At 43.6% G+C, this 23,029-nt stretch carries 20 protein-coding genes; 12 read left to right on the forward strand and 8 right to left on the reverse strand.

Annotated elements, in window-relative coordinates; all coding sequences use genetic code 11:
• Positions 1-64 precede the first annotated feature (64 nt).
• From J0L60_12945 to J0L60_12965, 5 genes are all read left to right on the forward strand, one after another.
• Complete coding sequence (locus tag J0L60_12945) at positions 65-889, forward strand: electron transfer flavoprotein subunit beta/FixA family protein (GenBank protein ID MBN8547031.1); 825 nt, start codon at positions 65-67, stop codon at positions 887-889.
• A 4-nt stretch (positions 890-893) separates the two neighbouring features.
• Complete coding sequence (locus tag J0L60_12950) at positions 894-1,910, forward strand: electron transfer flavoprotein subunit alpha/FixB family protein (protein ID MBN8547032.1); 1,017 nt, start codon at positions 894-896, stop codon at positions 1,908-1,910.
• Positions 1,911-1,918: 8 nt separating this feature from the next.
• Complete coding sequence (locus J0L60_12955; protein MBN8547033.1) at positions 1,919-3,649, forward strand: acyl-CoA dehydrogenase family protein; 1,731 nt, start codon at positions 1,919-1,921, stop codon at positions 3,647-3,649.
• A gap of 15 nt (positions 3,650-3,664) precedes the next feature.
• A complete protein-coding gene (locus tag J0L60_12960) occupies positions 3,665-3,874 on the forward strand; it encodes a hypothetical protein (protein MBN8547034.1) in 210 nt (69 codons plus the stop codon).
• A gap of 129 nt (positions 3,875-4,003) precedes the next feature.
• Positions 4,004-5,230: an aminotransferase class I/II-fold pyridoxal phosphate-dependent enzyme gene (locus J0L60_12965; GenBank protein MBN8547035.1), complete on the forward strand. Its 1,227-nt coding sequence runs from the start codon at positions 4,004-4,006 to the stop codon at positions 5,228-5,230.
• Between the two features lie 379 nt (positions 5,231-5,609).
• Here J0L60_12965 and upp read toward each other — a convergent pair whose 3' ends face one another.
• From upp to J0L60_12990, 5 genes are all read right to left on the reverse strand, one after another.
• Positions 5,610-6,236 carry a uracil phosphoribosyltransferase gene (upp, locus tag J0L60_12970; protein ID MBN8547036.1) on the reverse strand — a complete coding sequence of 209 codons (627 nt, stop codon included), beginning with the start codon at positions 6,234-6,236 and terminating at the stop codon, positions 5,610-5,612.
• 11 nt (positions 6,237-6,247) lie between these two features.
• On the reverse strand, positions 6,248-6,646 hold the full coding sequence (locus tag J0L60_12975) for a hypothetical protein (GenBank protein MBN8547037.1): 399 nt from the start codon (positions 6,644-6,646) through the stop codon (positions 6,248-6,250).
• A 105-nt stretch (positions 6,647-6,751) separates the two neighbouring features.
• Complete coding sequence (locus J0L60_12980) at positions 6,752-7,216, reverse strand: EVE domain-containing protein (protein ID MBN8547038.1); 465 nt, start codon at positions 7,214-7,216, stop codon at positions 6,752-6,754.
• Positions 7,213-7,779, reverse strand: a complete 567-nt coding sequence (locus tag J0L60_12985) for a DUF1579 family protein (GenBank protein ID MBN8547039.1) — start codon at positions 7,777-7,779, stop codon at positions 7,213-7,215. The genes J0L60_12980 and J0L60_12985 overlap by 4 nt, the downstream gene beginning before the upstream one ends.
• A gap of 126 nt (positions 7,780-7,905) precedes the next feature.
• Complete coding sequence (locus J0L60_12990) at positions 7,906-9,414, reverse strand: T9SS type A sorting domain-containing protein (protein ID MBN8547040.1); 1,509 nt, start codon at positions 9,412-9,414, stop codon at positions 7,906-7,908.
• 294 nt (positions 9,415-9,708) lie between these two features.
• On the opposite strand from J0L60_12990, the gene J0L60_12995 reads away from it, so the two are divergent.
• The 3 genes from J0L60_12995 to J0L60_13005 all read left to right on the forward strand — a co-directional run bounded on the left by J0L60_12995 (position 9,709) and on the right by J0L60_13005 (position 13,170).
• Positions 9,709-11,475 (forward strand): glycoside hydrolase family 13 protein, encoded by a 1,767-nt coding sequence (locus J0L60_12995; protein MBN8547041.1) that lies wholly within the window; start codon positions 9,709-9,711, stop codon positions 11,473-11,475.
• 171 nt (positions 11,476-11,646) lie between these two features.
• Entirely contained in the window at positions 11,647-12,750 is a 1,104-nt protein-coding gene (locus tag J0L60_13000; GenBank protein ID MBN8547042.1) for a serine/threonine-protein phosphatase, read from the forward strand.
• Between the two features lie 210 nt (positions 12,751-12,960).
• Entirely contained in the window at positions 12,961-13,170 is a 210-nt protein-coding gene (locus J0L60_13005; protein ID MBN8547043.1) for a 2-oxoisovalerate dehydrogenase, read from the forward strand.
• 226 nt (positions 13,171-13,396) lie between these two features.
• Here the strand turns inward: J0L60_13005 and J0L60_13010 are convergent, their stop codons facing one another.
• Positions 13,397-14,884 carry a T9SS type A sorting domain-containing protein gene (locus tag J0L60_13010; protein ID MBN8547044.1) on the reverse strand — a complete coding sequence of 496 codons (1,488 nt, stop codon included), beginning with the start codon at positions 14,882-14,884 and terminating at the stop codon, positions 13,397-13,399.
• Positions 14,885-15,202: 318 nt separating this feature from the next.
• On the opposite strand from J0L60_13010, the gene J0L60_13015 reads away from it, so the two are divergent.
• The 4 genes from J0L60_13015 (at position 15,203) to J0L60_13030 (ending at position 21,020) form a co-directional block, all read left to right on the forward strand.
• On the forward strand, positions 15,203-18,466 hold the full coding sequence (locus J0L60_13015; protein ID MBN8547045.1) for a glycosyl hydrolase: 3,264 nt from the start codon (positions 15,203-15,205) through the stop codon (positions 18,464-18,466).
• A 183-nt stretch (positions 18,467-18,649) separates the two neighbouring features.
• On the forward strand, positions 18,650-19,246 hold the full coding sequence (locus J0L60_13020) for a class I SAM-dependent methyltransferase (protein MBN8547046.1): 597 nt from the start codon (positions 18,650-18,652) through the stop codon (positions 19,244-19,246).
• Positions 19,243-20,499, forward strand: a complete 1,257-nt coding sequence (locus J0L60_13025; GenBank protein MBN8547047.1) for a glycosyltransferase — start codon at positions 19,243-19,245, stop codon at positions 20,497-20,499. The genes J0L60_13020 and J0L60_13025 overlap by 4 nt, the downstream gene beginning before the upstream one ends.
• A 113-nt stretch (positions 20,500-20,612) precedes the next feature.
• A complete protein-coding gene (locus J0L60_13030; protein ID MBN8547048.1) occupies positions 20,613-21,020 on the forward strand; it encodes a hypothetical protein in 408 nt (135 codons plus the stop codon).
• A 74-nt stretch (positions 21,021-21,094) separates the two neighbouring features.
• Here the strand turns inward: J0L60_13030 and J0L60_13035 are convergent, their stop codons facing one another.
• Positions 21,095-22,264 carry a hypothetical protein gene (locus J0L60_13035; GenBank protein ID MBN8547049.1) on the reverse strand — a complete coding sequence of 390 codons (1,170 nt, stop codon included), beginning with the start codon at positions 22,262-22,264 and terminating at the stop codon, positions 21,095-21,097.
• 279 nt (positions 22,265-22,543) lie between these two features.
• Entirely contained in the window at positions 22,544-23,029 is a 486-nt protein-coding gene (locus J0L60_13040; protein ID MBN8547050.1) for a hypothetical protein, read from the reverse strand.

A 23,029-nucleotide genomic window follows, 5' to 3' on the forward strand; every position in this document is an offset into this window, starting at 1 on the left:
TGTGTTTAAATCCATTGTTTTAGTGAAGCAGGTTCCCGACACCGCAAATATCTCGGGAAGTGTAATGAAGGAGGACGGAACCGTCAACCGTTCGAAACTCCCTGCAATATTTAACAACGAGGACAGGGTAGCCATCGAGTTTGCCCTTCGCATTAAGGAAAAATTCGGCGGTACCGTTACTGCTATCACCATGGGACCACAAAGAGCTTCTGATATTCTCAGAGAGTGTCTTTATATGGGTGCCGATTCTGTTTATCTGATAAGTGACAGAAAATTCGCCGGTGCAGATACCCTTGCCACATCTTATGTGCTTAGCGAGGCAATAAAAAAGATCGGCAGTTTCGATTTTATTTTCGCCGGAAGACAGGCAATCGACGGTGATACGGCTCAGGTTGGTCCCCAGACTGCCGAAAAGCTCAATCTCCCTCAGGTTACTTATGTGGAAGAGATTCTTGAGGTATCAAAAACCCACGCAAAGATTAAAAGAAAAATCGACGGCGGTTATGAAATCGTCAGGGCTAAACTTCCCGTCCTTTTCACAGTCCTCAAAGATGCCGCCGAACCGCGACCCTTCAGTGCAAAAAGAGTGATGGCATACAAGGGAGCAAAATCCCTGATGGACCTCGAAAAAATGACCGAAGGAAACAGTCTCCTCTACACAGATAAACTCCAGCATGAATATGAAGAGAAGAATCTCTTCATCCCTACTCTTACAATGGATGAACTGGGGCTCGACCCCGAACGCTGCGGCATCAAAGGCTCGCCGACAAAAGTTCATAAAGTGGATTCTGTGGTTCTTGGCGGTGGAAACCACATCAGAGTGGAGCCGACAAAAGAAGGGCTCGAGAAGCTCGTAGATCAACTTTTAGCCGATCACATTTTTGGATAAGATAATGAAAAAAAAGAACGAAATTTGGGTTTTTGTTGAAGTCAGGAACGGTAAACCCGCCGATGTGAGCCTTGAACTTCTCTCCAAAGGGAATAAACTTGCCGCTATCACAGATTCCGTGTTAAAGTCAGTTGTGATCGGGGACAATGTAAGAGATATTGCAGAAGTTACATTTTTATACGGAGCCTCCGAATCGATACTTGTGGATGACCCCGCACTCAAATATTTCAGGACACTTCCATACGCAAGAATTCTGAACACTCTAATAATGGAAAGAAGACCTCGGATAGTCCTTTTTGGTGCCACCGTCATCGGAAGGGATATCGCTCCCAGAGTTGCTTCCTACACAAAAAGCGGACTCACGGCTGACTGCACAGATCTTCAGATCTCCGATGTGAAATACCTGAATCAGGAATACAAGGAACTGTTGCTCCAGATCAGACCTGCATTTGGCGGAAACATCATCGCAACAATTATTACACCCGATACCGAAACCCAGATGGCAACGGTAAGAGAGGGTGTGATGGAGATGCACAAGGTTGAGGCACCACATCCCGTTAAAATTGAGGAAGTAAAGTTTGTTCCGACAGAGGAAGATGACCTCGTTGAAGTGTTGGAGCAGCACATTGAAGAGAGCAAAGTAAACCTGAAGGCAGCCCCCATAATCGTTTCGGGCGGATACGGTCTCGGTACTAAAGAAAATTTCAGACTCGTTGAAGAACTTGCCCATACACTTGGCGGTGAAGTGGCGGGAAGTCGTGCTGCTGTTGATGCAGGTTTTATAACTTCCGAAAGACAGGTAGGTCAGACTGGTGTTACGGTAAGGCCCAAACTTTATATCGCAGTCGGTATCTCGGGTGCAATTCAGCACCGTGCCGGTATGCAGGAGGCAAAAAAGATTATCGCAATCAACAGCGATCCTGACGCCCCAATATTTGATGTAAGTCATTATGCAATCGTCGGGGATGCTACACAGGTAATCCCGAAATTTATTGAAGTTTACAAGAGCAAGTTGAAATAGGAACAAACATGGCAAATTATTTTACCGACAATGTCGATATTCAGTTTCACTTCAACCATTTTGGTACGGATGATGTGAAAGAAATTGTTCAGATAAGTGAAGAAGATTATAAAGAATCACTCCATTACAACTATGCTCCTGTTTCATTTGAAGATGCGATGGAGAATTACAGGGCGGTACTTGAAGTGGTGGGCGATCTCGCTGCAAACTTTATAGAACCCCGCTCTGCAGGTGTGGATGATCAGGGCGCAATTTTTAAAGATGGCAAGGTAACATACGCTGACGGTACAAGAAAAAATCTTGAACAGCTTGCTCAGGCTGACCTGATGGGTATGATTCTCCCACGAAAGTATGGCGGATTGAATTTCCCCTTCTTTATTTATCTTGTCTCTGTGGAGATGATTTCAAGAGCTGATGCTTCCCTCATGAATCTTTTTGGTTTGCAGGATATAGCAGACACAATCAGGAAGTTTGGAGACGAGGAACTTGCCCAGGAGTTTCTTCCAAAGTTCTCGACTGGCGAATATACAGGTGCAATGGCACTCACAGAACCCGATGCTGGCAGTGATCTTCAAGCAGTAAAACTCTCCGCATATCAAAATGAAAAAGGGGAGTGGTTCCTCCGCGGTGTAAAAAGATTTATCACAAACGGAAACGGTGAAGTGCTGCTCGTGCTTGCCCGAAGCGAAAGCGGTTCCAGGGACGGTCGCGGTCTCAGCCTTTTTGCCTGCTATGGTGATGAGACCGTAAAGGTCAGAAGAATTGAGCACAAACTCGGTATCCACGGCTCACCAACTTGTGAACTTCAGTTCAACGATACCCCGGCAAAACTGGTTGGTACCCGAAGAATGGGACTAATTAAATATGTTTTAGACCTTATGTTTCGTGCCAGAGCAGGAGTTTCTGCGCAGGCACTCGGAATCTCCCAGGCAGCATACGAAGAAGCCCTTAAATACGCTAAAGAACGGGAACAGTTCGGTAAACCGATCATTAATCTCCCTGTGGTTACAAACATCCTGATGGATATGAGGACCACTCTCGAGAGCAACAGGTCCCTTCTCTATTCAACTGCGATTACTGTTGATCTGAAAGAAAAACTTGAAGAAGTGATCGATAAACTCAAAAAAGAGGGAAAACCTTTCGCTGAAGTGAATGCGAGACTGAAATATGTCACCAGAGTTGCAAATCTTCTCACTCCGATGGCAAAGTATATCGTTACAGAATCTGCAAATAAAATCACTTATGATGCACTTCAGATTCATGGCGGAACAGGCTATATGAGGGAGTTCAAGATCGAAAGACTCGCCCGCGATGCAAGAATTACAAACATCTATGAAGGAACTTCCCAACTTCAGGTTGTTGCCGCCTCTACGGGTGTTTATGCAGATGTACTTGCAGAGTACTTCGATAAAAAGGATGCAAAGGTTTATGATGCGGGTCTGACAAGACTGCAGAATTTCCTTAAGGAGATAAGGGTTATCTTTAATGAATGTGTTAAGTATGTTCAGGATAAAAAAGATCCAGTATTTCAGGAAGTTGCTGCAAAAGATCTTGTGGAACTTTACAGCTACATTTACACAGGCTATCTGCTGCTCGACGAGGCTGAAAAAGAGTCCCGTAAACGGTTTATTGCCAACAGATTTATTATTAACGCACTTTCTCACGCCAAGAGAAACGCTGAATCGATTAAGGATGAACTCTTCTCAGACCTTCTTCATTCAGACGAAATCTTAATCTAACCAAGGAGACAGACCATGGATAAACAAAGAAATTACTTCAAGATCTATGATGATGAAGGCATCAAAAGCTACTTCAAAACCAACCTCACTTACGAGGAGATCGAAAAGTTGAAAATCGACTTTGAACAAAATCACCAGGAATTCTACAATAACGACTTTATCAAATTCCTGAAAGACAAAGATGCCTCGACAGAGGAGATTGAAGTTCAGGCGATATATTATTAAGAACCTCAGAGTTTCAGTACTTCGGTACCTCAGAGTGTCGACAACTCTTGGTGCTCAAATCACTGGAGTTGCGAGGTTCAGAAGTACTATATTAGTAGCTTGAGTTTTTGAAAAATTTGAAAGATACATATGAAAGACCACGAAAACATCAATTTTGAATCGAAATGTGTTCATGCAGGCATTGATGAATATGAGTTTGGAGCGGTAGTTCCGCCGATATATCAGACATCAACATTTAAGTTTAAATCCGCACAGCATGGCGCTTCGCTCTTTATGGGCGAGGGCAAGGGACACATCTACACCAGAATGAGCAACCCGACAGTTGAAGCGATGGAAGATTCTGTTGCAGCTCTCGAAGGTGGTGCGAAAGCCCTCGGATGTGCAAGCGGTATGGCTGCAATCAATACCGTTTTTGCTACATATCTCTCAGCGGGCACCCATATAGTGTGCTCACAGGCTGTTTATGGACCGACAAATACACTCCTCAAGACCGTTTTCTCAAGATTTGGCGTCGAAACCACATTTGTTGATACGACTGATGTTGCAGCAGTAAAAGCTGCAATGAAAGAAAATACAGTTTTGGTTTATGTGGAGACACCGGGAAACCCAACACTTGCCGTCAGCGATTTAGCTGAAATCGTAAAAATTGCTCATGAATACGGTGCAAAAGTTTGTGTTGACAACACTTTCATGTCACCTGCACTTCAAAGACCTTTCGAATTTGGAGTTGATGTTATCATTCATTCCATGACAAAATTCCTTAACGGACATGCAGATGTTGTTGCCGGAATTGTGGTCGTAAAAGATGCTGCTGATTACACTCCGTTGAAAAAGGTTTTGAATCAGACAGGCGGCGTTATCGATCCTTTCAATTCATTTTTGGTGCACCGCGGAATAAAGACCCTCGCCATCAGAATGGAAAGACATTGCGAAAACGCTCAAAAAGTGGCTGAATTCCTTGAAAAACACGATATGGTTGAGTCGGTTACATTCCCCGGTTTGCGTTCACATCCTCAATACTTTACCGGATTGAAACAGCACAAAGGGCATGGCGGTATGATCACATTCGAATTGAAGGGTGGATATGATGCCGGCGAAATCATGATGAACTCAGTAAAACTTTGCCAGCTTGCCGTAAGTCTTGGTGGTGTTGAGTCTCTTATTCAGCATCCTGCAAGCATGACCCACTTCTCGATGGGACCTGATGCCCGAAAGGAAGCCGGAATTACAGAAGGAATGGTAAGATTGTCGGTTGGTATCGAAAACCACAAGGATATCATCAAAGACCTCGAGCGCGCCCTCTACGAAGTAGGCGAAGCATTGAATGTAAAACAGGAAAAGAATCTCTTTAGATAAGCCTTTTTCTGAAATAGAATCTTAATTACAGATACACATCCTGATTTTTCGGGATGTGTATTTGTGTTTTAAAGTGGGTAGGGGACGCAGATACACGCGGATTAGGCAGATTTACGCGGATGGAGTTTGAGCCCTTGCGGCGACATATGGGTAGAATCGATCAACCCCCGAGTTTACCGGTAGGACAATCGGGACGATTGTCGCTCCTTTTCCGGAAGGGAGAGTCCCGTTTTACTCCTTTTGAAACCGAGGGCGATGGGTTTTTCAAACCTCAAAAATTCAGCCTTCAGCCTTCAGCCTTCAAAAATTCAGCCCTCAGCCCTCAAAAATTCAGCCTTCTGACTTCAGCCCTCAAAAATTCAGCCCTCAGCCCTTAATTCTACAGCGTTCCAAACACCCTGTCGCCGGCATCACCAAGACCGGGGACGATATATCCTTTTTCGTTCAGACCTTTGTCGAGTGAGGCGGTATAGATTGCTACATCGGGGTGATCGTTCAGGAGTCTTTTTACACCCTCGGGAGCTGCTATGATGGAAGCGAGGATAATATTATTTGCTCCGCCGTCCTTCAGAATGTTGATCGCAGCGGATACACTTCCGCCTGTGGCGAGCATCGGATCAAGGATGATTACAAGTGAGTGTTCAAGATTCTTGGGGGTTTTGTAGTAATATTCGATAGGTTCGAGGGTTTCCTCGTTTCTTTTTAAGCCGATGTGTCCCATCTTTGCCTGCGGCAGGAGCTGCAGGAAGGCATTCGCCATACTGAGTCCGGCTCTTAAAATGGGTACCAGTACAATCTGTGTGGCTATTTTCTTCCCTTTGGTGGTTTCAAGTGGAGTTTCGACTTCCACTTCTCTCATCTTAATTTTTGGACTGATAGCGATGCAAAGCGAGTAGGCTATGCGGTCGAGGGCATTTCGAAAATCGCGCTGGGGTGTATCTTTGTCACGAAGATAGGTGAGATCTCTCACCACCAGATTATTGCTGACAACAGTAAAATTATCCATTTTTCTTCCGTTCATTTGATCTTTAAGGCTGTTTGATCATCAATTAATACTTTAATAAATTTAATTCCTACAAAAATAACCACGGCGAATATCAGAAAATTGAAAAGCCAGGCAAAGAGAAGAGCTCCCCAGAAGTAGCATAGAAGGGAAAGTGCATAAAGCACTATCACGGAAATGTAGAGGGGGATGAACCTTTTGCGTACCGGGAGGCTTGAGTCTGGGTTAAAAAAAGAGCCGTAGAAATAAAGTTTTTGTTTGTCGATGGGGAGTTGGAAATCTCTTTCGGGCAGGTTGTCGGCAATTCCCTTGTTCTTCCGATATGTGCGAAATGCAAGATAGATTGCGGAGAGCATCAACAAGCTCAGAAAGGCTGTGGTCGAAAAAATTATTACATCGGTATCGAGAATCATAGAAGTATTCGGGCTAATTTCTTTTTGTAAATATCATCAAAATGCACCTGCAAAGATAAGTAAAATGAGTTTCTTTCAATTGAACAGGCAAAATGTGACCCGGACTTAATTCTTGCTCATTTTCATTATTTCATTAAACTCTTCCTCTTTTACGGGGAAGACTGACAACCTGTTCCCTCGCTTGATCAACAGAATGTCTTTCAAAGAGGGATTTTCCTTTATCTCCTGAAGTGTAACAAGTCGTGGAAATTTCTCCACCAGTTTAATGTCCACCATTATCCAGACCGGTTTTTCAGGCGTTGAATCGGGGTCAAAGTAATTTGAGTTTGGGTCGAAAGCTGAAGTGTCGGGATATCCTTCCCGAACCACTTCACACCATCCGGCCACTCCCATCGGGTCTGTGCTGCTGTGGTAGAAAAGGACCTTGTCACCATTTTTCATCGAGTCACGGAGAAAGTTTCTTGCCTGATAGTTTCGAACCCCGTCCCAGCAGGTTGTTTGGAGAGGTGAATTTGCAAGATCATCGATGGAGAAAACATCAGGTTCCGATTTCACGAGCCAGTAGTTCATTGTTTTCTCCTGAATTCGGCATTAATATAAGATTTATACGAGCCATTGGGGAGTAAAAAATCAACTTCATACTTGATAAGCGAATCACCTTCAAAGTCGTAGATTATTCGGAACATCTGATCTTCACGGGTTACATAATCCATGCTGCTCCCCTCAAAGATAAATTTTTGCTCATCTTTTTTGAAATCACCATACGCGTTGATAGCGAAATTTCCGAGTTCGTCCATCGAGTAGAGGGTGTATTTCTGTAGCCGTACATCGTACCCAAGATAGGCGATAGAAGTTATTGACATTCCAAAAGCGATGTTTTGCGAACGGGATTCGAGGAATCTGCCACCGAGGACAATCTGATTTCTACATTCGCCTGTCCCTTTAAGTGATTTCTCTCCCTCTGTGTCGAAGAAAAATTCAATCTGGACATCCCACTCACCTTCAAAAAGAGAGAGTTTTTCATGTTCCTTCAGGACAAGAGTCAGTTCTTCAAGAGTTGTCCATTTGTTGGATTGTGAAAATGCCGTCGAAGCAAGCAACATTGAGAGGAAAAGTAATTTCAGGTATTTCATTTTGCAAATATTTTGTTTTTCATTGTGCAAATATACCAATAATAAAAAAAGAGGCTGTCCATTTTCATGAACAGCCTCTTTTTGAATTATGATTTATGAGTTATTAATTATGAGTTTAACTCACAATTATTTCATTAAGATCATTTTTTTGGATGTGGTGAAGTTTCCTGCTTTAATGGTGTAGATGTATGATCCACTGGAAAGTTTGGCAGCATCGAAAGCTATCGAATGATTGCCGGCTTCCTGTTTTCCATTTACAAGGGTGGCAACTTCGGTACCCATAACATCGTAAACCTTTATAACAACATTGGAAGCTTCAGGAATTCTGTAAGAAATCGAAGTTGTCGGATTGAACGGGTTTGGGTAGTTCTGATCGAGAGCAAATGAATTCACCTGTGCGACATCAACTTCCACTTCTTTTGAGTAGGAAGATGTTCCATCGAGATCGATTTGTTTCAGGCGATAGGTATATTTTCCTGCCTGAAGATTTGCATCCGTGAAATTGTAGTTGTGGACATTGGTTGAAGTACCGTTTCCTGCTACAAAAGCAACTGATGAATATTCAGTACCGGCAGCTTTTCTTTCGATTTCAAAACCTTTGTTGTTTGTTTCGGTAGCAGTGCTCCAGTCGAGGACGACTGAACCATTGCTTGAGGAAGCAGTAAATGAAGAGAGTTCGACAGGAACAGCGGCTCCGTAACCTTTTGTAATTCCACCGTTGCTTCTAACACCCCAAACTGCTGTACCTGTGCGGGCTTTGCTGATGTGGTAGTAGCTTCCGGCAGTTGCTGTGTAAGCCGTGGTCCATGCTGCACCATTGTTGGTGGATGCATAGATGGAAGTTGCCTGTCTTGTAACCCACCAGTTGCTTCCTTCTCCAGTTATTCCGCTGATATTACCTGTTCCGGGAACAGTAAGAGCGGACCATGTAGTGCCACTGTTGGTGGTTGCCATGAAGTTGGTACCGCCTGTAAGACCGACAGTTGGTGAATTGAACCATACTGTATAAGAGTTAACCTGACCTGTGGTAGGCTGAGCTGTCCAGTTGCCTCCAAAATTGGTAGAGTACCATATTTTGGTTCCGTTTGTACCGAACCATACATTGGTACCTGACATAAAAAGACCGTTGTTCCATCCGGCAAAACCTTCTGAAGGAACATACATACCGGTTGAATCCCATACTGTTCCGCCGTTGGTGGTACGGAAAATCGTCCATCTGCCACCGACAGGGTCGCCATAGAAAATTCCTGTATTAGCGTCAGAGAACCATATACCATCACCAAAACCACCGGTTTGGGTCAACTGGGTAACCCATGTTGTTCCGCCGTTGGTTGTTTTGTAGATATAGGTGCCTGTAGAAGGTGAAGTGGTGATGTAGCAAATACTTGCATCTATGGCAAAAACTGCATAAACATCCTGATTTGCTATACCGGCTCCGCCGACATTAGCCCAGGTGGTTCCACCGTCAACAGTACGGAGTACTGTTCCGGCAGCTCCACCAATCCAGCAAACCTGATCTGTTGGTGCTGAGACGGAATAAAGTGCGCCTGTAACGCCTGAGGTTTGTTCAACCCATTGAGCATTTGCCACGGAAAAAAGAAAAACGAAGAGGAAAAGAAGTCGATAGGATCTCATATGAGGTCTCCTTATTAAATTTACAGCCCGGATATGCCTTGATTATATGGCAGTTTTCGAACTGTTAAATAAATGTAGCTAAAGTTATCCAAAAATAAAGTAATAACAAAGAAGAAAATTCAGTTTTGTTTTAAAAATACGCCTGTGGACGGATTAATGTAAAATTAACCACGATTGCTATATTTGAGGTAACGAATCATGGAAATTAAAATGAACGGAATTGCAAAATCAGTAACGGTACTGGCACTCGTTTTTATAACGATGTCTGCTTTTGCCGGTAATGGAGACTCTTTAATGACAAAGAAAGCAGAATTTGTGCCTGACTGGGCAAAAGATGCCGTCTGGTATCAGATTTTCCCCGAAAGATTTAGAAACGGTGACAAGAAAAACGACCCGACACTTCAGGATATAGACGGGGCCTATCCGCATGATGTAACTTCACCCTGGAAAATAAGTCCATGGGGATCCGACTGGTATGAATTGCAACCCTGGGAAAAGGAAAACGGGAAGGATATCTGGTTCAATCTGCAAAGAAGAAGATACGGTGGTGACTTGCAGGGAGTTCTCGAAAAACTCGGTTATCTGAAAGACCTGGGAATAAATGCCATCTATTTTAATCCTTTATTTATGGCTCCTTCACTTCATAAATATGACGGGGCAACATTTCATCATATAGACCCGACATTCGGACCTGACCCCGAAGGAGACAAAAAACTGATCGCCTCGGAAGTCTTCAATGACCCCTCAACATGGAAATGGACATCGGCGGACAGACTCGCATTGCTCGTAATTCAAAAGGCTCACGAACTCGGAATAAAGGTGATTTTCGATGGAGTTTTCAATCATATGGGGTTGAAATCCCCGGCTTTCATGGATATTGTCAAAAATCAAAAAGACTCTCCATACAAAAACTGGTTTGCAATAAAATCTTTCGCTGATCCTGAAAAAGGGACAAAATTCGAATATGACGGCTGGTTCAATGTAAAGGAACTCCCCGAAATAAATGAGGATGAGAACGGAATTGTAGCCGAACCGAAAAAATATATCTTTGATATCACAAAAAGATGGATGGACCCCAACGGTGACGGCAATGTCTCCGACGGTATTGACGGATGGCGGCTCGATGTGGCTTTTTGCGTTAAACATCCTTTCTGGAAAGACTGGAGAAAACTGGTCAAATCGATAAACAGTGAAGCCTACCTGACAGCGGAAGTGATCGACTCAATCAAGGTGATCAAACCTTATCTCGAAGGGGATGAATTTGATGCTGTGATGAACTATAACTTCGGTTTCACTTGTGCTGACTGGATTATGGCAGAAAAGACCAGAATATCAACCTCCGAATTTGACAAAAAACTTGAAAAATTGAGGAAAGCATTCCCCGGCGGAGTTGAGTATGTGCAGCAAAATCTGTTCGGCAGTCACGACGCCAACCGGATTGCTTCGCATGCAATGAATGCCGATCTCGGACGATACAGCGACTGGGGTAAATGGTACGGTATTTCGTTCGGCGGTAATTCAAAATATTTTACCGGAAAACCTTCCCCTGAAGCCTTTAAAAAACAGATGCTTTTTGCCATTTTGCAGATGACTTATGTGGGTGCACCGATGGTTTACTATGGTGATGAGGTCGGGATGTGGGGCGCCAATGATCCTGATTGCAGGAAGCCGATGCTTTGGGACGATATCGAATATCAGCCCGAAGTTTACAATCCTGACGGAACCAAAAGAGCAACACCGGATGAAGTCAGTATAAACCATGATCTTTTGAAGCACTATAAAAAACTTATTGCGATAAGAAATGCCCACGCATCCCTCAGAAGAGGCAGCTACAAAACCATAAAAGCTGATGACGAGACGGGTGTTTTTGGGTTCGAGAGGAAATTTGAAAACGAGGAAGTGATGGTCTTCCTGAACAATTCGACAGAAAAAAGATCATTCCCCGTATTAAAAGGCGGGAAATACCTCGATATTCTCAACGGTAAGGAGGTTTCGTTTTCGGCTTCCTATAATCTGCTCGAGATTCCACCGATGTGGGGTGTCATTCTGGTTAAAAAATAAAAAGATTTCCCCGGAGCATCAGAGCCTCAGGTGAACAGGGTAGCTCTGATGCTGCCGATTCTCTTTTATCGTTGATTTCTGCCGTTTGTAACATGTTACCGGCGGCAGGTCATTATTTAATCATGACCGCGGGATTTTTCCGTAATTTTGTTCCTTAATCAGGAAAGCTAATTGGCAAAAATATTCTCAAATCTCTACAAACTTTACACAAGCGACCTTAAAGACGGTGATGTCCAGCGACTGATACGGTCGGAGGCGCCCGAAGTATACCAGTTCTATCTGGAGAGTGCAAAAAAGCGAAACTACGCCAAGATGAATAAGGAGCAGAAGACTTTTGCTCTCATTAAGGATATAGTTTACGCTTTTCTGAGCAAACTCTCACCTGTGAGAAGAATTGCATTCTCTCTCGCTTTTGTCATTTTCTTCTATGCATACCTTGCAAATCTGTGGTTTTGGGCAGTTCTCTCATTTTTTACAATCGTTGCACTCCTTGCCTTCGAGGTGGCTGAAAAACTTACGGCCGCCAACGAACTCGACATAGCGAAAGGTATTCAGGAAGAGCTGATAATGAAAGAACCGCCCCAGTATGAAAAGCTTCAGGTGGCGTCTTATTCAAAACCTGCAAAGACTGTCGGAGGAGACTTTCTTAACTGGTTCCACCTTAACCATGAGAAAAAAAGGCACCTTTATCTTCTCGGCGACATTTCGGGCAAAGGGATGCTGGCGGCGCTCTACATGGTTCGGGTTCACTCACTATTGATGTATCTGACAAAGGAAGAGGAGAACTCACGCAACATCCTTGTGGAATTGAACAAGGTTTTGAATGCCATTTTTAAGCCGGGGCTCTTTTTTACTGCCGCCGGAGTTGAAGTGGAAAATGAAAATGAGTTGAAGCTGTTTAGAGCAGGGCATATGCCGTTTGTTCATTACGATGCCGAAAAAAAGGAAGTTTTGCATATTAAACCCGACGGCATTGGGATTGGAATGAGGGACAAAGGAATCTTTGAAAAATCACTTAAAGAGCATTCGCTCACTCTGAAACAGGGTGATATCCTCCTGGTTTATTCCGATGGACTCAACGAAGCCGTCAATGAGCACGGACACGAATACGGCACACAAAGAATCGAAAAAAACATCATCAAATACGCAGATAAATCTGCTGAAGAATTCCTCCAAATGTTCGTCCGCTCGGTCAACAATTTCACCTACAATGTGCCGATGAGAGACGACATCACGATTTTGGTTATGAAGGCTGAAAAGATGAAGGCTGAATGAGAGAAGGCTGAGGGCTGAAAAGATGAAGGCTGAATAAGAGAAGGCTGAGGGCTGAAAAGATGAAGGCTGAATGAGAGAAGGCTGAGGGCTGAAAAGATGAAGGCTGAATAAGAGAAGGCTGAGGGCTGAAATTGGGATTATTTGTTTTTCCTTTCATTATTGTTAAATTTTGACATTGAAATCATTTTTAGTTTTACGGAGGTTATGGTAATGGAGTACGAGATTACTTTCATTGTTAAAGAGTCGCCGGATGGCGGGTATGAAGCAAAGTGCGTCGGGCACTCGATATTTACTGAAGGAGAGTCCATGGAAGAGATCAAAAGTTCAATAAAAGAGGCAGTCCATTGTCACTTTGAAGATGAACAGATGCCGAAAATGATTAGAGTTCTGTTCCAAAAAGAAGAGGTTATAGCAGCTTGAAAATCCCAAAGGAAGATCTGATTACTTATTTGAAATAATTACAATAAGAAATCAGACCTTCCAAAAATCTATCCCATACCTCAGCCTTCGCAATTCAGCCTTCAGCCTTCGCAATTCAGCCCTCAGCCTTCGCAATTCAGCCCTCAGCCTTCGCAATTCAGCCCTCATCCCTCACAATTCAGCCTTCAGCCCTCACAATTCAGCCTTCAGCCTTCACAATTCATCCTTACTTAATCACCGTCATCTTTTTTGTGATTGAGTTTCCATTTGATGAAAGGGTATAGAAATATACTCCGCTTGTCAGTCCGGTGGCATCAAAATTCACTGAGTGGTTTCCTGATTCAAACATGCCTTCCGCAATAACCGCAATTTCTTTTCCTGTTACATCATAAAGAGTGAGTTTTGCATTTCCCTGATTCGGGAGAGAAAACTTTATAACAGTTGAAGGATTGAACGGATTGGGATAATTCTGCTCAAGTGTGAAACCTTCGATTGCCCCTGAACCGTCATCAACTCCTGCATGTGTCCACAACTGGGCAATAAATGCGTTCGGTACAGCATCAAAGTTGCTCGTCAGGTTTCCACCCATAAAAATAATTCCGGAATATTGCTGCTGTTCGGTGATGTACAAAGACCTGGAGGAGTAATAAGGCCAGTGATCGAGTATTACATCTGAAACAGGGAACACAATGGTTGATGTAAACGGATGGAAGAAAAATGGTATACTTAAATGATTCTTCCCTTGGGTATCAGTCCATAATTGCGGTATCATCACCAGATCATTTACCCGGGTATCAATAATTGGAGAAAGATACAGATATGTAAAGCCCGTGCCTGTCTCGCTTATTGGAAGTGATTGGACGATTACTTCGAATTGTTTTGTAACCGGATCAACAGTAAAAATTCTCCAGCCTTCACCATTCTGAAATTTTCTGGCAAGAAATACATATTTACCGTTCGAGAGTTTTTTGTGTTGCATGTCTTCGCCAAAATCGGTCACAACCCTGTAATCGGGGTCATCTGCGAAGAGGTTATCTCTGATTTTTGTAAAAGTGTTGGTTACAGGGTTGTATTCCTCTACTGCCCCGGAAAACAAACCGCCATAGACGCCCCATCCGCCAAACATGATCGCACCACCATCTGAAGTTGGTACAAAAGTAGGGTAAGCCCGTGGTTGATTTAGATTACCTGTAAAAGTAACCTGATTTGTTTGCAGATCTATAACCTCACCAACTGCTGCCGCAACATCGCTGTACCAGCAACCGGCAAGAAGCACTCTTCCGTCAGCGAGTTGAACTCCGTTGGCCATTGTGCGGGCATGACGAAGTGTCGGTCCGGCTACACTTCGCAACTGATTTGGGTAAACCCTTTCGGTTGTGTTAAGCTGACCCACCCCAAGGTCGGATGACATGCCACCGATCAGGAGGCAGGTGGAGTCGCTGAGATGAACTATTCCGGTCGCATCCCTGTAATCTGTGAGAGTGAAGTTAGCCCATGCAGAGTCGTTGTGTGCAACCGAAGTTACTGTGTTCATCCTTGTAAAACCCGAGGAGTGACCACCGATAGTGAGATAAAGTCCGTTTGATGTAGCTACGGTCTGGCCGTTCATACGGGGGAATGGCATGTCGGGGAGAGAATGTTTTGTAACCCCTTGTGCAGCGGTTGATATAGCCATAAGTGAGATGGCAACAAAAAATGAGAAAAGATTCTTCATGATTATATTCCTTCCTTCAAAATTTTCAAATTCCTTGTGCGAATGATGATGAAAGCCGCTTCAGGCAATTTGAACCAACTGCTCGTGATTCAAAAAGTGTGCCGAAAGAAAAACCCTGCTCTTGCTGATTAGTTAATAAAATTCAGGCATATCTCTCATTTAATAGAAAAAAATTTTTCATTTTTAAGAAATTTGTGTTTGCATGAGTAACCGAAATAAAATAGAACCGCCTGTACATTTTAAAGCAGGGGAATTGATTTCTTTCTTATTTTCGAGAGTTAAAAAATTTTCAATTTAAACCACCAAGAGAAAAGCTTTATGCGTTTAAAACTCATCCAATTATTCTTGATCCCGCTTCTCCTGACCGGCGTCCTTTTTGCACAGGACGAAGAAAAAGAGAAAAAAGACCCACTTCAAAAAGAAAACTTCAGCGGTTTGAAATGGCGTAACATCGGACCGGCACTTACAAGCGGCAGGATCGCCGATTTTGCCATAAACCCGAAAAACAACAGCGAATATTTTGTGGCAGTAGCCAGCGGGCATGTCTGGAAGACCACGAATGCAGGCATCACTTTCGATCCGGTTTTTGAAAATCAGGGAGCCTACTCAATCGGATGTGTAACCCTGGACCCCAACAACCACCATGTGGTGTGGGTGGGAACAGGTGAAAACAACCACCAGCGGGCTCTTGGCTACGGAAATGGTGTTTACAAATCGATTGACGGTGGTAAATCGTGGAAAAACATGGGATTGAAAGATTCCCGTCAGATCGGCGATATTATAATCGATCCCCGAAATTCGAATATCGTTTTTGTTGCCGCTGAAGGTTCCGTTTGGGGACCCGGCGGTGAAAGAGGCCTTTATAAAACTGTTGACGGTGGAAAAACCTGGAAAAAAGTGCTTGAGATCAGTACAAACACGGGTGTAAATAATGTAACTTTTGATCCCCGGAATCCCGATATCATGTATGCCACTTCGGAGCAGAGAAGAAGACATGTTTACGGAAAGATTGGCGGTGGTCCCGAATCAGCAGTATATAAATCGGAAGATGGCGGAGAGACCTGGGAAAAGATTATGAAGGGGCTTCCCTCTGTGCACCTTGGTGGTATGGGAATCGACATTTCTCCCGTAAATCCTGATGTCCTCTACCTCATCGTGGAAGCAGCAGAAAATCAGAGCGGATTTTACAGAAGCACCAACCGGGGAGCAACCTGGGAGAAAATGAGCGATTATGCATCCTCCGGACAGTATTTTAATGAAATCTTTTGTGATCCAAAGGATGTTGACAAAGTTTACTCGATGGAGGTGGTGTCGCGTGTTACAACCGATGCCGGCAAGACATGGGTGCCTTTGGGTCTTGACGACCGTCATGTGGATGATCATGCTCTTTGGATAAACCCTGCAAACACCAATCATCTTTTGATAGGTGGAGACGGCGGTATTTACGAATCTTTTGACGGCGGAAAACTTTGGGATTTCAAAGAAAACCTTCCCGTCACACAGTTTTATCGTGTTTTTGCCGACAATTCCTCCCCCTTTTACAATGTTTACGGTGGTACACAGGATAACAGCAGCATGGGAGGACCCTCACGCACTCTCAGCTCTGACGGAATCGTAAATTCCGACTGGTTCATCACCAACGGAGGCGATGGTTTCTGGTCGGCTGTCGATCCTGAAAATCCCGACATTGTTTATGCAGAGTCACAGTACGCAGGTATGGTCAGATACGACAAAAAAAGCGGTGAAGCAATCGATATCAGACCTGAGCCCGGAAAAGGTGAAAAAACCTACAAATGGAACTGGGATACACCTCTCTTTATTAGTCCTCATAAAAACACCCGGCTCTACACAGCAGCGAATATGGTGTTCAGAACCGATGACAGAGGTAACAATTGGGAAGTTATCAGTCCCGACCTGACAACGGGTATCGACAGAAATTCTTTCCCCGTGATGGATAAATACTGGGGAGTGGATGCTCTTGCGAAAGATCGCTCGACTTCGCTGTTTGGTACGATTGTATCCCTCGCAGAATCCCCCGTAAAAGAGAATCTGCTCTATGCCGGAACGGATGACGGACTTATTCAGATCACCGAAGATGCAAAGACATGGAGCAAGGCGGGTTCATTCCCCGGAGTTCCTGAATACACTTATGTAAGTGATGTTCTACCCTCAAGGTTCAACGAAAATGTGGTTTATGCTTCGTTCAACAATCACAAAAGAGATGATTTTAAGCCGTACATCCTCAAGAGTGAAGACAAAGGGAAATCGTGGAAACCGATTTCAGCTACACTTCCCGAGAATGGTTCCGTCTGGAGTATCGCAGAGGATTTTGAAAATCCAAATCTCCTTTTTGCAGGTACCGAGTTCGGATTTTTCTTCACCGTTGACGGTGGAAACAAGTGGATAAAACTCCAGAACGGCCTGCCTGATATCCCCGTTAGAGATATTTTCATTCACAAACGGGAAGGTGATATTGTAATTGCAACTTTCGGCAGGGGATTTTATATCCTCGACAATTACACTCCGCTTCGCAAAGTAACAAATGAAATGTTGTCGCAGGATGCATTCCTTTTTGATGCCAAGGATGGATTGATGTATATCGAAATGGCAGGCAGATACGGAACCGGCAGCACCTACTACAAAGCTCCAAATCCAGATTTTGGTGTCTCTTTCACATATTTTATCAAGGAGATTCCGAAAACATTGAAGGATATCAGAAAGGAAAAAGAGGCTGCCCTCTTCAAGGAAGGAAAGCCAATACCCATTCCATCTGATGCCGAATTGAATGTTGAGAACAGGGAAGTGGCTCCGTATCTTGTTTTTTCGATTACAGATGAATCAGGAAACGAAGTCAAAAAACTTACAAAACCTGCCGGCAAGGGTCTCCAGAGAATCAACTGGGATCTTCGATACAGCAGCATCGCCACACTGAAAGCCGACAAGTTCAACGCAGCGATGAAACAGCAGAGCAGCACCCTTGTAATGCCCGGCAAGTATAAGGTTTCGATGTCGATGGTAACACGGGATGGAGTGAAACCCCTTGCGAAACCTGTTGAGTTTAACGCCGTGGCTCTTAGAAACACAACACTTCCCGCCGAAGACAGAGCCGAACTCGTGGCTTTCCAGCGCAAAGCAGCAGAATTGACCAGAACTGTCAGAGGGACTTATCAGTATCTGAACGATTTGATCAAACAGGTTACTGCTCTGAAGCAGTCAGCTCTCATTACCCCCGGAGCAGGATTTGAATTGTTGTCGAAAGCCGATAAAATTCTGGATGCTCTCGATATCATTTCTCTGAAATTTGAAAGAAGATCAAACTTCCCGAGCGCAGAGGAAAATCCTCCGTCTCCTGTAACAATAAACGAGAGGCTTTCAACTCTGCTCTACACACACTGGAGATCGACATCCAAACTGACAAAAAATGAGCTTACAGCTTATGCGGTTCTTGTTGATGAGTTCCCTCCCGTGTATAACGAGATAAAGAACCTCGCGGATGTGGATGTAAAATTGCTTGAATCAGAACTCGAGAAACTCGGCGGACATGTAACCCCCGGAAGACTCCCCGAGCTCAAGCTGAAGTAATTCAATTCGGATAATTTTAAGGCTGCACCTTTTGATACAGGAAAAGGGTGCAGCCTTTTTTTATAAAGATTAATTTTTACTAAAAATTTTGCGATAAATGATGTATTTCATTGTTTAACGCAAAAAAAATATTTAATGATCGATATTCCGTAATTTTGTGTAATTGAAAAGGAGAATTTTGTATTGAAAAACGACTGGAACGCCCGGTTTGGAGTTGAAGAATTTGTGTACGGGAAAGAGCCCAATGCCTTTTTTAAGGAGGAGATTGACCGTCTGAAGCCGGGGAGGATACTTCTTCCTGCCGAGGGAGAGGGGCGAAATGCTGTCTATGCCGCAAAAAAAGGGTGGGAAGTTGTCTGTTTCGACTGGAGTGATGAGGGGAAAAAGAAAGCTGACAAACTCGCTGAAATGGAGGGAGTGAAGATAAATTACAAGGTAAGTGAAATTTCTGCTTTCGATTATCCCGTCGGAGAATTCGATGCAGTGGGACTTGTTTTTGTACATCTGCCGGAGGACGAAAGGGAAGAACTCCATAAAAATGTAATCAAAACACTAAAACCCGGTGGAAAACTGATATTTACCGCCTATGACAAAACCCAGCTTGGGAAGTCGTCGGGAGGACCAAAACAGATCGAACTGCTTTATTCCCTCGCACAGATCGTCGAGGATTTTATCGATCTGGATTTTGATATCTTCGCAAAAGAAACTGTTGAATTGAATGAAGGGGTGCTTCATATCGGCAGTGCCGATGTGATCAAGTTTTCCGGTATCAAAAAATGAAAAAAGTCCTCTTTCTCACATATTACTGGCCCCCTTCGGGAAAGGCATCCCTGCATTGGCCCCTGAAAATGATAAAGTACCTGCCTCAATTCGGATGGCAGCCTGCCGTTTTGACTGTGGAAGATGAATCATTTATGCAGAAGGATGAATCGATGGAGAAAGAGATTGATTATTCACTTGTTGTGCTAAAAACTCCGTCAATCGAACCGTTTGAGTTTTACAAAATTTTCACCGGAAAAGGGAAGGACGCACAACTCGTTGCATCGGAAACCATTTCGAAAGAAAACAAAAGTTTAGCCCACAGGATCTCTTTGTGGATCCGGATGAACCTGTTTATCCCCGATGCAAGGATTGGCTGGTATCCCTTCGCAGTAAAAGCCGGGAACAGACTGCTTCGGTCTGAAATTTATGATGCCGTAGTGTCAATTGGACCCCCGCACTCGGTACACCTCGCTGCTGCCAAAATTGCCCGGAATGCAAATATCCCGTTTTATCCCGTGTTTATCGATCCCTGGCTTAACATTGCCTACTACAAAGGGCAATCGAGGAGCAAACTTACGGTAATGATTGACGGGTGGCTCGAAAGAAGGACACTGGAAAAAAGCCGCAGGGCGATTTTTGTTACTGAAACCTCCCTTGCTGATTATGTCGCAAGCTATCCTTTCCTAAAAGAGAAGGGAAGGGTTCTTCACTGGGGATTTGATGAGGAGAAATTTGCCGGGTTCAAACGAATCAAAAAACAGGGAGATGAAAAAGTCATCCTTCATTCCGGCAACATTTTCGATTTTCAAAATCCCGAAAAGCTGTGGGGATATCTAAAGCAGAGAATTGATTCGGGAGAAAATTTCAGGGTTTGGTTCACAGGTACTGTAAGTCCCGGTGTCAAACGATCAATTTCGGAAGCAGGGCTCGATGGCTGCACTTCGTATCTTGGGTTCCTTTCCTACGACGAGATGCTCGAAGTGCTGGCACAAGCCGATTATCTTTTAGTGTGTGCGATGGAAAAGCGACACTTCCCCGGAAAGCTGTTTGAGTATCTGAGGACGGGAATCCCCATTCTCGCTTACGGCGATGACAATATTGAGGTGGAAGGGGTGATTAGTTCAGCTAATGCAGGAATGATGCTTCCTTTTTCAGCGGATGGCTCAGAATTTTTCGAAAGAGTTGATTCATTCAAGACGAACCTTGACTTGATCAAAAACTTTGACAGAAAGGTAATTGCTGGGAAATTGAGTTTAATACTTGGGGAGTAACCCTCTCAATTTAGCGTCATTCATTCTCCCTTTCATATCTTGTTTATAATCCTTATTTTTCATTATTGTTAAAATGAATAACTTACAAATCAAATAAATACCGGAGATAACCCATGAAAAAGCTGATATTTTTAGCTTTACCCCTTTTCATCCTTTTTGCCGCGACCAACCTCAACGCTCAGGACGCTTCAAAGAAGAAGCACCATACTGAAAATGACACTACTAAAAAAGAAGCCTGCTGCTCAACCGACTCAACTAAATCAGGTGACTGCTGCTCTGAGTCAAAAGACGCACACAACCATGACATGGGAAACAAAGAAGACAAATCTGTAAAAAAAATATGGAACAGTGTCTGTCCTGTTACAGGAGAAGCAATTGAACCCGGTGCACCAACAGTTGAACACGATGGAAAACTTGTAGCTCTCTGCTGCAAGGGATGCGTCTCAAAATTCCAGAAAGATCCTGCCAAGTTTCTTAAGACCCTCGATAAAGACGGTAAAGCGCTGAAAAACAAATCGTAAAATTTCGATTTTCACAAAAAAAAGAGGCTGTCTCATTCGGGGCAGCCTCTTTTGTTTTAAAGAATGGTAATTATTTAGAATACATTATACTGAAGTGTAACCGCTGTCCGGAAGTCGGTCACTTTCAAAAGACCGCTTCTGTTAAGTGAAGAAGTGATGCCAAGGTTGATGTTGTTTTCGAGGTAGAATATAAATCCTGCCGAAATTGCATGATCGACATAACTGTCTTCGTTCAGAGGGAATATCACAGTATTTCTCTTTATATAATTCAACTGATATCCGGCAACAAAGTTAATTTTGTTTCCGAGTTCATAGAAGTAATCGACACCTGCGGTAACAATTACCGTTTTGAAGAATGTTGAATCGAACGGGGTATTCATGTTCGCATATGCGTTGATCTGTGAATTCCAGCCGATCGGATTTGAGAATCTTCCACCTAACGACAAAGCAGGTGAATTGGTCGGTGATTTGTCTCTGGTTGAAAGATTGAAAAGAACACCGGCGGTTACATCCCAACCGAAGAATCTTTCATTTACTCTTTCGTTGATGCCTTTAAGAACCTGTTGTGTTCTGAGGATACCAATTGCTCCGAGTGCACCACCCTGAAGCAGACCAGTTGCTCTCATCTCTTTTTCGATATCTTCATACCAGTTTTTCTCGTAGGTGTCACCAAAAACGCCGCGATATTCCTGTTCTCTTTCGATGATGTTGGCGATTTTGATCATTGTCTCTTTTGGGAGTCTGGTCGAAATTACGCCTTCTTTCAAGAGGTGATCTTCAATTCTGACCGCTTTTGCGAGGGCTGTTGCATTTATATAACGACCGTAACCACCGCCTACTGTCAGGTTCGATTCAATCTGTTTGAAAGTGTTTGCATGGCGAAGATCCATTGCGCCAAATCCGAACCAGTCTTTATCATCTGCGATGTACTTCCTGATACTTGGTCTGATGCTGATATCGTGGCTGTATTCTTCGAAAGTTTTTCCCGCAGTTGCATCAATATCGATGAAGTAAGCGAAAGGAAGAGAAGAATAAAAATATCTGAAAAGACCGCTTGCCTGTGCTGTGTTTGAATTTACATGAGTCGTCACAGAGTCAGTTGTCTGTGCGAAATTGTAACTTCCGTTAAGGCGGAGAATCTTTGCCCGGCTGATTGGGACCTTATAGTCCTGAACAGATACATTCTGGGCAAATGTGGTGCCTGCAATTACAACGATAGCAAAAAATGTAACAATTAGTCGCATTTTGGCTCCTTTTATATGTTAATGAAGATTAATAGATTAACTTACAAATATTTCGGACAAAATGCAAATAAGAACCTCAGAGATACGGAACCTCAGAGATTCAGCACCTCATTTTAGCCGGGTCACTGAAGTTCCGAAGTTCTGAGGTTCTGAAGCTCTCCTTTGTACTGAAGTTCCGAAGCTCTCCTTTGTACTGAAGTTCCGAAGCTCTCCTTTGTACTGAAGTTCCGAAGCTCTCCTTTGTACTGAGGTTCTGAGGTTCTGATACTCTGAAGTTCTTTATATCTTTATTGAGTCTTCCTGAGCGGGCGTCAGATTGTGGATGGAGCTGAGGCTCAGTTTTATTTTCTGCTTCCAGTCGGCACCGTATTTATCGAGGATCGATTTGAAGGCGATAAAATCGGGTTTCCTTATTTTAAAATCGTAGTCACCCGTTTTTTCATTCATAATCGGCAGAATATGAAGCAGTTCATGGTGCATAAGGATGTATCGTTCCGCCTCATCAAGTGCTGTCCAAAGATCGAGAGAGACCTCTACTATGTAATCAAAACCGGAGAAGAATCTCAACTCAGGGCTTGTTTTGAAGGTTTTGCTCGGCACGGTTTTCGATATGTTGGGGCTCACAAGAAGGTAAGCCACCTGTGCGGGCATAATGTCGAGTTTCTGTTCGGTAATCACTTTATTTGCAAGAAATTTTAATTCTTCCGATTCTTCATATTCCCTTTTTTTAGGTTCCTTTGAAGGCTGGTCTTTAAAATCGAACAT

It is taken from the genome of Ignavibacteria bacterium, assembly GCA_017302895.1.
In the GTDB taxonomy this organism is placed as follows: domain Bacteria; phylum Bacteroidota; class Ignavibacteria; order Ignavibacteriales; family Ignavibacteriaceae; genus UTCHB3.

Excerpts from the sequence above, each read along its gene's own strand:
- J0L60_12960 (MBN8547034.1), top strand. The coding sequence starts at position 3,665 with ATGGATAAACAAAGAAATTACTTCAAGATCTATGATGATGAAGGCATC.
- J0L60_12955 (MBN8547033.1), top strand. The coding sequence starts at position 1,919 with ATGGCAAATTATTTTACCGACAATGTCGATATTCAGTTTCACTTCAAC.
- J0L60_13040 (MBN8547050.1), bottom strand. The coding sequence starts at position 23,029 with ATGTTCGATTTTAAAGACCAGCCTTCAAAGGAACCTAAAAAAAGGGAA.
- J0L60_12990 (MBN8547040.1), bottom strand. The coding sequence starts at position 9,414 with ATGAGATCCTATCGACTTCTTTTCCTCTTCGTTTTTCTTTTTTCCGTG.
- J0L60_12995 (MBN8547041.1), top strand. The coding sequence starts at position 9,709 with ATGACAAAGAAAGCAGAATTTGTGCCTGACTGGGCAAAAGATGCCGTC.
- J0L60_13010 (MBN8547044.1), bottom strand. The coding sequence starts at position 14,884 with ATGAAGAATCTTTTCTCATTTTTTGTTGCCATCTCACTTATGGCTATA.
- J0L60_12945 (MBN8547031.1), top strand. The coding sequence starts at position 65 with ATGAAGGAGGACGGAACCGTCAACCGTTCGAAACTCCCTGCAATATTT.
- upp (MBN8547036.1), bottom strand. The coding sequence starts at position 6,236 with ATGGATAATTTTACTGTTGTCAGCAATAATCTGGTGGTGAGAGATCTC.
- J0L60_12965 (MBN8547035.1), top strand. The coding sequence starts at position 4,004 with ATGAAAGACCACGAAAACATCAATTTTGAATCGAAATGTGTTCATGCA.
- J0L60_13030 (MBN8547048.1), top strand. The coding sequence starts at position 20,613 with ATGAAAAAGCTGATATTTTTAGCTTTACCCCTTTTCATCCTTTTTGCC.
- J0L60_13015 (MBN8547045.1), top strand. The coding sequence starts at position 15,203 with ATGCGTTTAAAACTCATCCAATTATTCTTGATCCCGCTTCTCCTGACC.
- J0L60_12985 (MBN8547039.1), bottom strand. The coding sequence starts at position 7,779 with ATGAAATACCTGAAATTACTTTTCCTCTCAATGTTGCTTGCTTCGACG.
- J0L60_12950 (MBN8547032.1), top strand. The coding sequence starts at position 894 with ATGAAAAAAAAGAACGAAATTTGGGTTTTTGTTGAAGTCAGGAACGGT.
- J0L60_12980 (MBN8547038.1), bottom strand. The coding sequence starts at position 7,216 with ATGAACTACTGGCTCGTGAAATCGGAACCTGATGTTTTCTCCATCGAT.
- J0L60_13005 (MBN8547043.1), top strand. The coding sequence starts at position 12,961 with ATGGAGTACGAGATTACTTTCATTGTTAAAGAGTCGCCGGATGGCGGG.
- J0L60_13025 (MBN8547047.1), top strand. The coding sequence starts at position 19,243 with ATGAAAAAAGTCCTCTTTCTCACATATTACTGGCCCCCTTCGGGAAAG.
- J0L60_12975 (MBN8547037.1), bottom strand. The coding sequence starts at position 6,646 with ATGATTCTCGATACCGATGTAATAATTTTTTCGACCACAGCCTTTCTG.
- J0L60_13035 (MBN8547049.1), bottom strand. The coding sequence starts at position 22,264 with ATGCGACTAATTGTTACATTTTTTGCTATCGTTGTAATTGCAGGCACC.